Here is a 13,297-nt window from a genome sequence, read left to right on the forward strand (position 1 = left end):
TTCATCGTCAATAATTGCTAATATCAAAAACTTTTTTTGTCGATATTGAAAATATGGAAATAATAAATTGCTTGGAATCTTCTGGTTTTAGAAAAAATACTACACACTTGATTCGACACAATGTTTTGCGCGGCTCTCGTGCTTCTGCAAAAACTGTTTATAGAACACGAAATGTTTTTAGCGCAAATTCAGTTAGAGCTGATTTTAATATTTTTTCATTTATTCAGAATCTTCGCGGGCAAATTGGAGTTGCAGGAAAGCGGATAAAAATTGCTTCACGATTTGCTTGGCTTGTTCCAGTTGTGCTTTTGTGCATGGCTTCACCTTTTTTTGTTTCCAAGTTTATTTCCTTTTCTGAAAGCTTTGCAAAAAATATAAATTTAAATCCTGTTTCAATGGATGAGTTTCAGGTTCTTGACAATGCGATGAGCGAATTTGCTTTTGACCGAACTTCATATTTTGACAGCGAGGGAAATATTTTTTCAGAAGACGGAACTAAAGTTGAAGCAAATTCTGTCCTTTTAAAGCAGCCTGTTGTTTTTCAGAATTACACAGTAAAGCCGGGCGACACGATAAGCGGAATTAGTTCAAAGTTTGGACTTTCAAATATTTCAACATTGATTGCTGTAAACAATATTGGAAACGTCCGCTCAATTTATGCAGGGCAAAAACTTTCAGTTCCTTCTGTGGACGGTCTTGTTCATTCGGTTTTAAAAAATGAAACGCTTGATTCTATTTCAAAAAAATATTCTGTTGGTGTTTCTGATTTGCTTGACATAAATGATTTGTCATCTGAAAAATTGCAGGAAGGACAGAAAATTTTTATTCCGGGCGCAAGGCTCGACAGCAATTCTTTGCGGAAGGCAATGGGCGAGCTTTTTGCAAATCCGCTGAAAATAAAATACAGGCTCACTTCAAGATTTGGTTCGCGCGCTGATCCGTTTACTGGCGTTGCTTCGCATCACACTGGAATCGACATGGCTTGTCCTACAGGAACTCCAATTTATGCTTCCATGAGCGGAAAAATTGCATATACAGGATTTTCTTCTGTCTTTGGAAATTATGTGATTATAAATCATTATGACGGTTACCAGACTTTGTATGCGCACATGAGCAAAATCATTGCGAAAAAAGGCGACGTGGTTGGTCAGGGCGCAAAGATTGGACTTGTTGGAAACACTGGATATTCTACTGGTCCGCATCTTCATTTTACAGTTTATAAAAATTCAAAGCTTGTAGATCCGCTTACAGTTTTAAAATAAATTTTAGAGGAAATTTATATGAACAGAAATTTCAAGTTTCGTAGTTTTACTTTTATAGTTTTCTTTGCATTCATTTTTCCAGTTTTTTCTCAGATTGAATTTGGCAGTCTGGATTTAAACAAAGACGATTTTCTTATATTTTCCGCTGAACAAAATATTCCGGGGACACTTTCTTACAAGTCGCTTTTTTTCACTCAGCTTGATGAACAGAAATTAAAAAAAGAACCTGTGATTTTGACTTGCTTCCCGGAAAAAATGGAGCTGCTCAACGAAAATAAAATTCTTCAGATTAGAAACAGATACGGAACTGCAAAATATTCTGTTGAAGATAAAAATTTAAAATGGACTTCTCTTGCTTTTGGAATTCCAGAAAACTACAGCCGTGCGAATTTAATTTCTGCAAGTCCAGATGGAAATTATTTTTGCTATGTAAAGAAAACAAAAAATACAACTGGAAAACTTTTTGTTGTTGACTGCAAAACTCAGGAAGAAAAAGTTCTCCTTGAAAAAACTCCGTTCAGCTATAAAAACATAAATGCAAAATGGTCGCCAGACAGCAAGTTTCTTCTTTATGAAAAAGACGGCTGTGTATATTTTATAACTCCAAGCGAACTTTTCAAAAAAATAAATTTGCCTGAAAGCTATAGAAAAATTGGAAACGGCACAATCGACAATGTTCAGTGGACGCAAAATGGAAATATAATTTACATTTCAAATGACCTTGTTTTTTTAATTGAAGAAAATGAACTTTACACAAGAGGTCTTTACGCGGCTCTTATTGGAAGCGGAAAAATTATCGGGCGAATTCCAAATGCGTTTAATCCGCTGAAAGATAAATTCTGGACAAATGAAGACGGAACAAAGTTTGCGGTAGTTTCAAGCAAAAATACTCTTTACATTTATTCTGCCACGGAAAATGAGGAACTTAGTTATTTAAAGCCGGAAGGTGTTTTTCCTTTTTCAGAAATAGACGGAAGCAGTTATGATTTTAAAATTTTCTGGAGCGGAACTTCTTCTCCAGTTTTGTGGTGCGATTCTTTTTCTTTTGAAAATCCAAAGAGAGTCAGCTATGCTTATTCTGTAAAAGAAAAAATGGAGCTTTTGTTTAAAGCTGAAAATTCCATTTCTCCAGTTGTTTCACCGGATAGAAAAAAAATTGCTTATACAGATGCCGGAAAGTTTTTTGTGTATGATATTTCCGCGCAAAAAAATATTTTGTCAAAGCCAGCGGAAAAAATTGTTTCAGCTGCTTGGAATGGAAATTTTTCAATTTATATTGGCGGAGAAGAAACTGTAAAACTTGTAAATTTCCGTGGAGACGAAAAACTTCTTTTCTTGTCTTCTGCTTGCCAGCCATGCTGGAGCAACGGAAAAATTTTGTGCAAGTCTGAAATTTCAAAAGAAGTATTTGTTTATGAAGCGGACAAAAATACTTGGAGAACAACTTTGCCGTCTTCCACAGAAAATTTTTCATGGCTAGAAAAAAACGGAAGGTACAGAGTCTTTCTTGGTTCTTCAGTGAATTCAAAATTTTCAAATTCAATTTATGTAAGATCTCTTTCTGGAAAAACAAAAACATATTCTGTTTACAAAGAAACTGAAAAATATTCAGAGCCTCTAAAAAAAGCTTCTCTTGTTTTTGACGCATTGAAAAATTCAGAAGGGCTTGCGGAAGTTCTTTATACGCTTGATGATTTTAGAGTAAAAGGAACATTTTTCTTGAACGGAGAATTTATCCGGCGTTATCCTCACAAAGCAAAACAGATTGCATTTTCTGGAAACGAATGCGCTTCAATGTTTTTTAGCTGCGCCGATTTGCTTGAAAATAATTTTATAGTTGACAAGGATTTTATTCAGCGTGGCCTTGCAAGAAATGAAGATGAATTTTTTACTGCGACAGGAAAAGAACTTTCGCTTTATTGGCACGCTCCGTTTTATCATTCAAATCAGCTTATGAAAAATGCCGGCACGGAAGCAGGTTATAATTATGTTGAAGCCTTTAACAAATTCAACGACAGAATTACATTTGAAGAAAGCAAAGAAAACGGCAAGGAATATTTGGATGCAAGTTCGCTTGTTGATTCATTTGCTGAAAATCTTTATGACGGAATTGTGATTCCAGTTTCAATTGGAACTATGGACGGAACTCGCCGCGATTATCTTTATGAAAAACTGGATTTGCTGATTTCTTCAATTTTAGAAAACGGATACGAAATTGTTTCTTTGAAAGATTTGCATTAAATTTTTATCTGCATTTCTTGCGCTTTGAAAATGCCTATTTGACTAAATGTTTTCAATAACGTAAAGTTAAGTATGTTTGTGACTAACAAATGCCAGTGCAAGGAATGTCAGAATCCTGCGCTTTCTGTAATCCGCGACAATGAAATTATTCCGCATGAGCCGGGTTTTTGCTTTGAGCATACGGAAGATAAAATCGGTCATCTTACATCGCTTTTGAATTATATAAATTCGCATGAAAAAATTGTCGGGCTTTGTGCTTACGGAATATCCGTGAATGGCGTTGACCTTTCAGGAAAAAAATTTTACGGCTGCAATTTTCAGCATTCAACTTTTTCAAACATACATTCAACAGGTTTGAAATTTAAAATATGCACGCTTGATTTTTCAACATTTTCAGATTGCGATATGCTGAACAGCGACATTCAGTTTTCTTCTTTTTCCGGCTCGAAATTTATTCATGTGGTTTTTACAGGAAGCGATTTGGTGCACAACAATTACAACGGAATAACAGCTTACCAATGCAGCTTTGATGATTCGGATTTTTACAACAGCCGTTTTATACGCGCAATTCTTATGAACACATCAATGAAAAATTGCAATCTCAAAAAAGCGATATTTTACAATTCCGCAAGAGAGCACGTTTCATTTAAACTTTCAAATACGCGGGAAGCTTTAATCGATAGAAACAAAAGCGGCTTGATTGAAGATTTTTCAGAATCGGAAGGAGAAGATGAGCTATGAAAATTTATTTCCATTTGTGCATAGACGGATTTACAAACAGCTACACGATTTTAAATGACAGTCCCGATGTAAAAGAAGCGATTATTGTTGACCCTGGAAAAATCGACATGGAAACAATAAATTTAATTGAAGAAGGCGGATACAAATTGTCTGCGGTTTTGATTACGCACAAGCACACTCACCACATACAAGGTCTTAGGACGCTTAAAAAAATTTATACTCCTGTAGTGTATGCGGCTGATGCTGGAATTTACGGAATGGACTGCTCGATTTTGAATGGAGATGGAATTGTAAAGATTGCAGGTTTCAATGTTGAATTTTTTTCTGTGCCGGGACATTCTCCAGACAGCATGGTTTATAAAATTGAAGATGTGATTTTTACAGGCGACACTTTGATTTCTGGCGTAACAGGAAGCACTTTGAGCCAGTATTCACATAAACTGCTTTGCAAGAAAATCAAGGATAAAATTTTTTCACTTCCTAACAGAACTGTTGTTTTTCCCGGACACGGCTCTCCAAGCACTATTGAAAGTGAAAAGCAATTTAACATTGATTTAATTTAAAAACTATTCCAGCCTTTGAACAAGCGCGACTCTTCCGCAGGCAAGTCCCCAGTTGTCAAAAGCATAGCTGTTTAGAATTTCCGCCGCATCAACAAAAGCCTGTGCATTTGTGTTTCTGATATATTCCGCGCTTTCAGGCTGAATTCTATTGACTGAACCGCGTCCTGCAACTTGAAGAAAATAATTTCTTACATTTGAAAATGACTGCTGCATTATGTAAGCCATGAATTCATTTTGCATTAAATATTCATCGTTTGTGTCGTAACCAAGTCCCGGCTGTGTCTCCCAAAATTTCTTTAGAAAATTCAAAGAGCCTTCGTCAAACATATTGTAGCAAGTTGCAACAATGTTTCTAAAATCTTCATCAGTAAAATAAATTCCGTGCCAGCTTTCGTGCGCCATAAAAGTATGCCTAAGATATTCCGGAGATTCTCTGCTGAATGAAACGACTGCGCCTTTTCCGGCTTTAAATCCGTCGTTGCTTTTTTGTATGATTTTATTTGCAATCAGAATTTCTTTTAAAATTTCTTCATAGCTGTTTATCTGAAAATTTTCCTGTTCAACCAAAGAAAAGAAATTCGCCAAGTCATAGGCTTTGTAGTCGTGCGCATTGTAGCCGTGCTTGTTTTCCACAAAATCGTCAGAAACTAAAGTTCCTTTGTATCCGGCTTTTTCAACAAAATATGCGATTCGTGTGAAAAACTGATTTTGAATTTTGTAATCTGCAAAATCAAAAAATAAAACTCCGGGAAAAAGTTCCCATTCAAAAATTTCGTAGTCGTTTCGTCTCCAGTTTTTTTGCGGCCAGTTGTTTACAAGTCCCAAGTCAGTTTTCAATGGATATAAAACTTTTCCGACTGTGTCCTGTGCAAGAATCGAATCCGAAGATTTCATTATGATTTTTTTTACAAGCTCTTTGTTTTCTTGCAGTTCAATTTTTTCAAAAGGATTTTTCAATGCTGAAGTTTGCAATGTTTTTGAGTTTTCATTTTTTGAAAGTCGGATTGAAAGTTTTTCACTTCCGGCGGAAAAAGTTATTCTTTTCTGATTTTTAAAAGTGCCGATGTCGTCCGAAGCTGAAATTCCAATTTCAATTTTTGGCATTATGCGCGTTGGAATGTTCTGGTCTGGAAAAAGATTTTTTGCATCGCTGAAATCCGCAGAATCAAAATTCCATTTTATTTTTCCTCCGCTCGGTCCGAATGCAAAAAGCGGAACAGTTTCATTTTCCCAGCCAAGAGCCGCTTCTGTTATCTGCGCTTCTGTTATTTTGAATTTTACATTTCCGTATACGAAAAATCCGGCTGGCACAATGTCGTTTTGCGCAATTGAAAATACAACTTTAAAATCTTCCGATTCAAATTCTGAAAAATTTCCGGTTACAAGTTTTCTTGAATAAATCGATGTCTTTAAAGTTCCGTTTGAAAAATCATCGTCAAATAAAAAGCCTAGGGCAAAAACACTTTCCCCGGATTTTGGAATTGAATTTTTTGTAAAAGAAATTCTTACAGAAAGTCCTGCGCCTGATTTTTTGTAGCGGACGTTGCTGAAATGCGCCTTTTGGTTTTCTGTGAATTTAAAAAACATATATTGTTTTTTCTGCGGATTTGAAATTTTTGCTTCTGCCGCAGCTTTGTTTAATGCAATTAAATTTTCTCCGCTCATTCCGACAGAAGAATTTTTGGCTTTAAATGCGCAAGATGAAAATGCAATAGTCAAAAACAATATTAAGGATTTAAAAAAGAATTTCTGCATGGAAACATACTAAACTTTTTTTTTAGTTTACGCTACACTGATAAAATGTTCGCTTTTGTTCCGGGAAAAGATGCGCTTTTGTTTCTTGCAAAAATTCAAAAAAAAATAATTTCTGTTTTTAATTCAAACTGCTCTGCGGAATTTTTTGCAGTTCCTGTTTTTCCGCTTTGGGCATTCTTTGATTTTCCTTTGCCTGAAAAAATAATTTCCTGCGAATTTCTTGAGCCAGTTTTTAAAGATGAAAAATTTATTTTTCCAGTAAAAATAATTTCTTTAAAAGATGAAAAAGAAAGTTTAATAAATCTTGAAATTGTCTTTGGAAAAATTCTTGGGAAAATAAAAAGTAGCCTTGAATTTCATCTTTGTCCAGACGAAATAAAAAACTGCTTTCCATATAGAATCAGAGTTTTTAAAACCGGAAATGTTTTGGTTCAAGACAACAGCTGGCAGTTGTTTGATGAAAAATGGTGCAAATGCCAGCCGCTTTCTTAAAAACTATCGCATTACTTTTTCGCCGCGGTCCATTGCAATCAGACCGGACTTTAAAAATTCAAGAATTCCGTAAGGCTCAAGAAGCCGCTTTAATGAGCTTATTTTTTCTTCGCTTCCGGTTGCTTCTACAATCAATGCGTTTTCTGAAACGTCAACGATGTGGGCGCGGTAAATGCTGCAAGTTTCGATGATTACGCCTCTGTTTTCTCCGGCGGCCTTTACTTTTATAAGGGCTGTTTCGCGCTGGCAAGTCGAAGAAGAGTCGCAGTGTTCAATAGAAATAACTTCAACAAGTTTTGAAAGCTGTTTTTCAATCTGCTCAAGAATATATTCATCTCCGCGAACAACAATTGTCATGCGGGATTTTTCAGGATCTGCTGTTTCGCAGACTGTAAGCGAATCGATGTTATATCCGCGGCGGCTAAAAAGTCCAGACACACGGCTTAATACACCTGCATGGTTTTCAACAAGAACAGAAAGCACATATTTTTTCATTTCAAACTCCTATAAAAAATCAATGAGAAAATGTTATTTTCCTAATTCAGAATAAATTCCAAGAAGCCGAATTTCTTCAACTTTATCCGAAAGTTTTTCCATTAATGATTTTACATATTCCGTTGCATTTTGGTTTTTAATTTCAGCGTCCGCATAGAACCAGTATCTCCAAGGCTGTCCTGCAATCGGGCGGGACTCAAGCCGTGTCATGTTTAGTCCGCAGTTGTTGAAAACTCCAAGAACATTGTACAAAGCTCCCGGCTCATTTTTTGTCTTGAAAATAAAACTTGCCATGTTTGCAGGAACATTCGCTTCTTTTGCGCCTTTTGGCTTTGCAGTGTGGTTTGCCTGAATTACAACAAAGCGCGTAAAGTTTCCCGGATCATTTTCAATGTCTTCTGCAAGGATTTCGAGTTTGTAAAGTGAAGCGTTGACCGAACTTGCAATCGCGGCGTTTTCTTTTGATTTTTTTTCTGCCACAAACTGAGCCGCTGTTGCTGTAGAAACTGCGTCTATAAAATTCCAGTCTTTGTGGTTGTCTAAAAATTTCTTGCACTGACTTAATGCCTGCGGATGCGAGTAGACATTTTTAATATCAGAAATTGCCGCGCCTTTTATTCCAAGCAAAGCGTGGCGGATATTTAAAGTTACAGCTCCTGCAATGCTTACGTCTTCAAATCTGCTGAAGTTGTCGTAGTTTTGGAACACGCTTCCTGCAAGACTGTTTTCAATTGGAACCATTCCGTAGTCGGCTTTTCCATCTACAACGCTTTGGAAAATTTCTTCGAATGAATCAACTGAAACGGCTTCCACATCATGCGAATCGAAATAGCGTGAAATTGCCTGTTCTGCATACGCGCCTCTTTTTCCACTGTAAACGCAGATAATTTTTCCGTTTGAATTTTTTTGTCCTGAATGCACAACAGAAGAATTTTCTTCTCTGATATGGGCAACTGATTTTCCGATTACAGGCGCAAGAGCTTCAATGTCATGCATCATTTTGTCGAACTGGGCAGGAAGCATAGACTGTGCTCCGTCGCTCATCGCTTTTTCAGGATGATTGTGAACTTCTACAATTATTCCGTCTGCTCCGGCTGCAATGGAAGCAAGTCCCATGGAAGGAACTTTGTCGCGGATTCCAACGGCATGGCTTGGATCTACAATAATCGGAAGGTGAGTGAGAGAACGCAAAACCGGCACTGCGGAAATATCCAGCGTGTTGCGTGTTGCGTGCTCAAACGTTCTTATTCCGCGCTCGCACAAAATTACGCTGTCTGTTCCGCTTGAAAGCAAATATTCCGCGGACATCAAAAGCTCTTCCAATGTTGCGGTGTAGCTTCGCTTTAAAATTACAGGCTTTCCGATTGCTCCAACTTTTTTTAAAAGATCAAAGTTCTGCATATTCCTCGCGCCAATTTGGTAGACATCAACATAGTCTTTCATCAGCGGAATAAGAGATTCAGAAACTATTTCTGTAACAATTGGAAGTCCGTATTTTTCTCCAGCTTCCTTTAAGTATTTTAATCCTTCTTCTCCCAAGCCCTGAAAACTGTATGGAGATGAACGCGGCTTGTATGCTCCGCCTCTAAGCATGACTGCTCCACTGGAAGCTACGGCGGCTGCAATTTCCATCATCTGATCGCGGCTTTCAACGGCGCAAGGTCCTGCAATGGAAACAACGTGCTGTCCGCCTATTCTTATTATTTGTCCGCGATTATTTGGAACTTCAATTATTGTGTTTTCTTTTTTAAATTCCCGGCTTGCAAGTTTGAACGGCTTGCTGATTGGAATAACATTGTTTACGCCCGGCAGAAGTTCAACTTCCCTTACATCCATAGAAACTTTTCCTACGGCGGCAATAATTGTGTCTTCTTCCCCGACGATTTCATTAAGCTTGAAATTTTTTTCTTTTAAAAACTGGCAGATATATTTTTTCTGTTCTTCAGTTGAATCTTTCTTTAATACAATAACCATTTCAAGAAAATCTAGCACAAACAGTTGAATTTTTCAATTCCTGATTTTTGCGCAAAAAAAAGCCACTGCCGGTTTTGTTCCAGCAATGGCGTGGTTTGTTTTAGTTGAAAAAATTAGCTGTGGCTGTTCCAGCTTACGGTTCTAAGAATGTCGCCGAAGACACCAGCCGCTGTAACTCCAGCTCCTGCGCCGTAGCCACGGACTGTAAGCGGAATCGGTGTGTAGCGCGCTGTGTGGAATACAAATGCGTTTTCTCCGCCGCGTACTCCAAAAAGCGGATCTTCAGGCCCGACTTCAAGCATTCCAACAGAAACTTTTCCATCTTTTATGCTTGCACCCATTCTAAGAACTTTTTTGTCTTTTCTAAGCGAAGCCATTTTTTCTTCAAAGTAAGAATCCAGCTCAGGAAGTTTTGCAAGGAATTCTTCAACAGAACCTTCGAGAGAAAATCCCTGTGGGAAAATCGAACGCATTTCAATATCTTCAAGCTCAATGTTCATTCCGCTTTCACGGGCGATGATTAAAGCTTTTCTTGCAACGTCCGTTCCCTTTAAGTCGTCGCGTGGATCTGGCTCTGTGTAGCGCAGCTGTTTTGCTTCAAGAACTGCTTCGCTGAATTTTTTGCCTTCGTCAAGTTTTCCAAAGATGTAGCTCAAGCTGCCGGACATGATTCCGTTGAATCCTGTGAGCTTGTCGCCCGACTTGAACAGATTCTGCAAAGTGTCAATGATTGGAAGACCTGCGCCGACGTTTGTTTCGTACAAAAATCTTACGTGCATTTCGTTTGCGGTGTCGCGGAGTTTTTTGTAGAAATCCATGCTCATTGAATTTGCGCGTTTATTTGGAGTTGCAATGCTCATTCCGGCTTTGAAAATATCAAGATAGCGTTCCGGCAAATCGTAGCTTGCAGTGCAGTCAACAAAAATCGGATTGATAGGCTTTGTTTCTTTTACAAAGTTGATTATTTCATCAAGGTTTGTCTTAGTTCCGTTTTTCTTAACTTGCTCTCTCCAGTCGCCAAGAGAAATTCCTTCTGCATCAAAAATCATTCCGTCGATATTTGCAATTGCCATAACGCGGATGTCAATTCCCTGCTCCAAAAGCATTTTCTGTTGCTCGCCAATCTGGTCAAGCATTGTTCCGCCGATTGTTCCAGCTCCGAATGCAAAAACCTGAATTGACTGAACTGTGTTAAAGAAGAACTGGTGAACAACGCGTACCGCCATGTCTCCGTCTTCCGCCTTTATTACTGCTGAAATTGAACGCTCGCTTGAGCCTTGCGCAATCGCAAGAATGTTTATGTCGCGGCTTGCAAGTGAATCAAAGAAAGTTCCTGCAACGCCTCTTTTTTCTTTCATGCCGTCGCCGATTATTGAAACGATGGCGCAGTCAGATTGAACTTTTATAGGATTTATAAGCTTTGTTGAAATCTCAAGTGAAAATTCTGATTTAAGAACGTCCTGGACTTCATTTGCAAAAGCCTTGCGCACGCAGAATGAAATTGTATATTCAGAAGATGACTGAGTAATCAAAAGAATTGAAATACCTGCATTGCTTACCGCAGAGAAAATGCGGGCTGCCATTCCCTTGCGTCCTTTCATCCCGGAGCCGCTTACAGAAATCATTGCGCAGTCTTTAAGACAAGAAATTCCGCAGACAGGGCCTTTCTTTGCAGAATTTTCAAACGGGCCTTTTCCGATTCTAGTTCCGCGCGCAGAAGGATTGTGAGAGTTCAAGCTCCAGGCTTCAATTCCTTTTGCCGCAAGAGGCGCAAGTGTTTTTGGATGAAGAACTTTGCTTCCGAAGAATGAAAGCTCCATTGCTTCTTCATAAGTCATGTCGTCTACAAGAACAGCGTCCTTTACAACTCTTGGGTCTGCTGTGTAGATTCCGTCAACATCAGTCCAGAATTCAACTTTAGAAGAGCCGAGGCAAGAACCTACAATCGCCGCGCTGAAGTCAGAGCCGTTGCGTCCCAAAAGTCCCATTACAGGCTTTGCGCCAGTTCCAGAAATCCAAGAGCAGATAAATCCCGGGAACAAAAGAATTTGCGCCAAAGGTGCTGAGCCGTCTCTGTAGTCTGCAAAAGCGTCCGCGCAGTGAGCGTAGTCCGGCTCGCCTTCTTTCTGGTCGCCAGTTGTATAAATGAACTTGCGTGAATCCAAAAGCAGAACGCTCTGTTTTTTTGCAAGAAGAACCGCTTCAACAATCGGAGCGCAGATTAATTCGCCCATGCCCATAATTCGGCAGTGAACGGTGTCCGGGCATTCTCCAAAAACTGTAAGGCCTGCAAGAAGTTTTTCAAGCTCGGAAAACAATGGCTCGATTTTTGCGTTTACAGATTCCGTGCTGAATTCTGGCAATGCTGATTTTATTTCCGCGCAAATGTCCGCGTGAATTCTACGAAGCTCGCTTACAAAAGATTCAGCATTTCCGCCGGAAGCGCAGCCGTCAATTGCAGCCTGAAGCTTGTTTGAAACTCCTGCAACGGCACTTACAACAACACTGATTCTGTCAGACTTTGCACGTCCGACCATAATTTCCACGCTGTCAAGAATACGGCGGGCAGAACCCATGCTTGTTCCGCCAAACTTTAATGTAAGCATAAACATCCCCTGCTTAAAAAATATTTCGTTATACTACCATTAATAGAATGAAAATTCAATCAAGGGGAAATTGCTAGTTTTTGTTGATATTTTTCCATCTCCATTCTAAAACATAACCATTTTTATCTTTACTCAAGATTTCAACTTTTACTAGAATATGTGCTTCTGGAGGTTTTGAATTTTTATTTCCCTTTTCAAATGCATAAAATAGGACTTTGCCTTTTTTGTCATAAAATACGTAAACTGGAATATTTCCGTTATGCCTTAAAATATTCGGAGAACGCTCACATACAAATATCTGCGGCAGTAGCTCATAAATGTCCTTATATAATTTTGTAGTTTCGGTTGCAACTTTTTTTCTAATGATTTTTGAAATGCTCCGATTAAAATCATTCTTTTCTTCATCAAAAACATAAGGATTGCTTTTATATATATTTTCGCGTAAATAAAAACAGAAGTCTATAGATTCTAGAGGACAATAATCTTTTAACAAACCGATAAATCTGTCTAATGAATTTAGAACGTTATCATTATGCTCAAAAAAAGAATCCAGTCCCGAAACAAGCAGATTTTTTTTATTTTGATGAAACTCTATTTTTTTGTTATTGCTAAGATACGAAACACAAAATTTTATATGTTCCAAAAGAATATTTTCTTGCTCATTTGAAATTGATTTTTTATAATAATTCAAGCCGTATACATAGAATGTTAAAGTCTGTTCATTTGAGATTTCTTTATCATGTTTATGAAGAGTTTCTTTTATTATCTTGAAAATATCATCCATAATTAATTGTTCAAAAATATTCTGAGTTTCATGCTTTAAAATTTTCCTGAACTGGTGAAGAAATTCTTTCACATCAATCGTAGCGTTTGCTTTGTCATATTCTTCAAGAAAAAAATAAATTTCATCATTCGCACGATAAAGTCCGTATTGTTTGTTTTCAGCAATTTTTGCAAGCACATTTACATAAGGAAGAAGATTTATGTCATAATAATCTGCAATCTGCGCAATGAGGCGATATGCCTGTAAATTTTCAGGTGAAGTAAGAAATTCAAAATCAGTCTCGCTTTTTGCTAGATTATGGACTAAAAAAACAAAATCATAAAATGGAGTTCCTTTTTTTAGCCGCAATATAATATCTGAAAGTTTCTTGTCATCTTCCACGCC

The 13,297-nt window shown here is 37.8% G+C and carries 10 protein-coding genes; 5 read left to right on the forward strand and 5 right to left on the reverse strand.

What is annotated here, in order from left to right:
* Positions 1 to 53: 53 nt before the first annotated feature.
* The 4 genes from Q0H92_RS02530 (at position 54) to Q0H92_RS02545 (ending at position 4,807) form a co-directional block, all read left to right on the forward strand.
* Complete coding sequence (locus Q0H92_RS02530; RefSeq protein ID WP_296011495.1) at positions 54 to 1,262, forward strand: M23 family metallopeptidase; 1,209 nt, start codon at positions 54 to 56, stop codon at positions 1,260 to 1,262.
* An 18-nt stretch (positions 1,263 to 1,280) separates the two neighbouring features.
* Positions 1,281 to 3,503, forward strand: coding sequence for a polysaccharide deacetylase family protein (locus Q0H92_RS02535; protein WP_296011498.1), 2,223 nt, complete (start codon positions 1,281 to 1,283; stop codon positions 3,501 to 3,503).
* Between the two features lie 72 nt (positions 3,504 to 3,575).
* Complete coding sequence (locus Q0H92_RS02540; RefSeq protein ID WP_296011500.1) at positions 3,576 to 4,244, forward strand: pentapeptide repeat-containing protein; 669 nt, start codon at positions 3,576 to 3,578, stop codon at positions 4,242 to 4,244.
* A complete protein-coding gene (locus Q0H92_RS02545) occupies positions 4,241 to 4,807 on the forward strand; it encodes an MBL fold metallo-hydrolase (RefSeq protein ID WP_296011502.1) in 567 nt (188 codons plus the stop codon). The genes Q0H92_RS02540 and Q0H92_RS02545 overlap by 4 nt, the downstream gene beginning before the upstream one ends.
* Before the next feature lie 3 nt (positions 4,808 to 4,810).
* On the opposite strand, the gene Q0H92_RS02550 is transcribed toward Q0H92_RS02545, so the two are convergent.
* A complete protein-coding gene (locus Q0H92_RS02550; protein ID WP_296011504.1) occupies positions 4,811 to 6,562 on the reverse strand; it encodes a hypothetical protein in 1,752 nt (583 codons plus the stop codon).
* A gap of 45 nt (positions 6,563 to 6,607) precedes the next feature.
* Between Q0H92_RS02550 and Q0H92_RS02555 the strand changes: the two genes are divergently transcribed.
* Positions 6,608 to 7,054, forward strand: coding sequence for a hypothetical protein (locus tag Q0H92_RS02555; RefSeq protein WP_296011507.1), 447 nt, complete (start codon positions 6,608 to 6,610; stop codon positions 7,052 to 7,054).
* Between the two features lie 3 nt (positions 7,055 to 7,057).
* On the opposite strand, the gene ilvN is transcribed toward Q0H92_RS02555, so the two are convergent.
* The 4 genes from ilvN to Q0H92_RS02575 all read right to left on the reverse strand — a co-directional run bounded on the left by ilvN (position 7,058) and on the right by Q0H92_RS02575 (position 13,294).
* Complete coding sequence (ilvN, locus tag Q0H92_RS02560) at positions 7,058 to 7,549, reverse strand: acetolactate synthase small subunit (RefSeq protein WP_296011508.1); 492 nt, start codon at positions 7,547 to 7,549, stop codon at positions 7,058 to 7,060.
* 33 nt (positions 7,550 to 7,582) lie between these two features.
* On the reverse strand, positions 7,583 to 9,523 hold the full coding sequence (gene aroF, locus Q0H92_RS02565) for a 3-deoxy-7-phosphoheptulonate synthase (protein WP_296011694.1): 1,941 nt from the start codon (positions 9,521 to 9,523) through the stop codon (positions 7,583 to 7,585).
* Between the two features lie 113 nt (positions 9,524 to 9,636).
* Positions 9,637 to 12,129 (reverse strand): bifunctional aspartate kinase/homoserine dehydrogenase I, encoded by a 2,493-nt coding sequence (gene thrA / locus Q0H92_RS02570; RefSeq protein ID WP_296011511.1) that lies wholly within the window; start codon positions 12,127 to 12,129, stop codon positions 9,637 to 9,639.
* A 73-nt stretch (positions 12,130 to 12,202) separates the two neighbouring features.
* Positions 12,203 to 13,294 carry a hypothetical protein gene (locus Q0H92_RS02575; protein ID WP_296011512.1) on the reverse strand — a complete coding sequence of 364 codons (1,092 nt, stop codon included), beginning with the start codon at positions 13,292 to 13,294 and terminating at the stop codon, positions 12,203 to 12,205.
* Positions 13,295 to 13,297: the final 3 nt, after the last annotated feature.

The organism is uncultured Treponema sp. (assembly GCF_934725225.1).
In the GTDB taxonomy this organism is placed as follows: domain Bacteria; phylum Spirochaetota; class Spirochaetia; order Treponematales; family Treponemataceae; genus Treponema_D.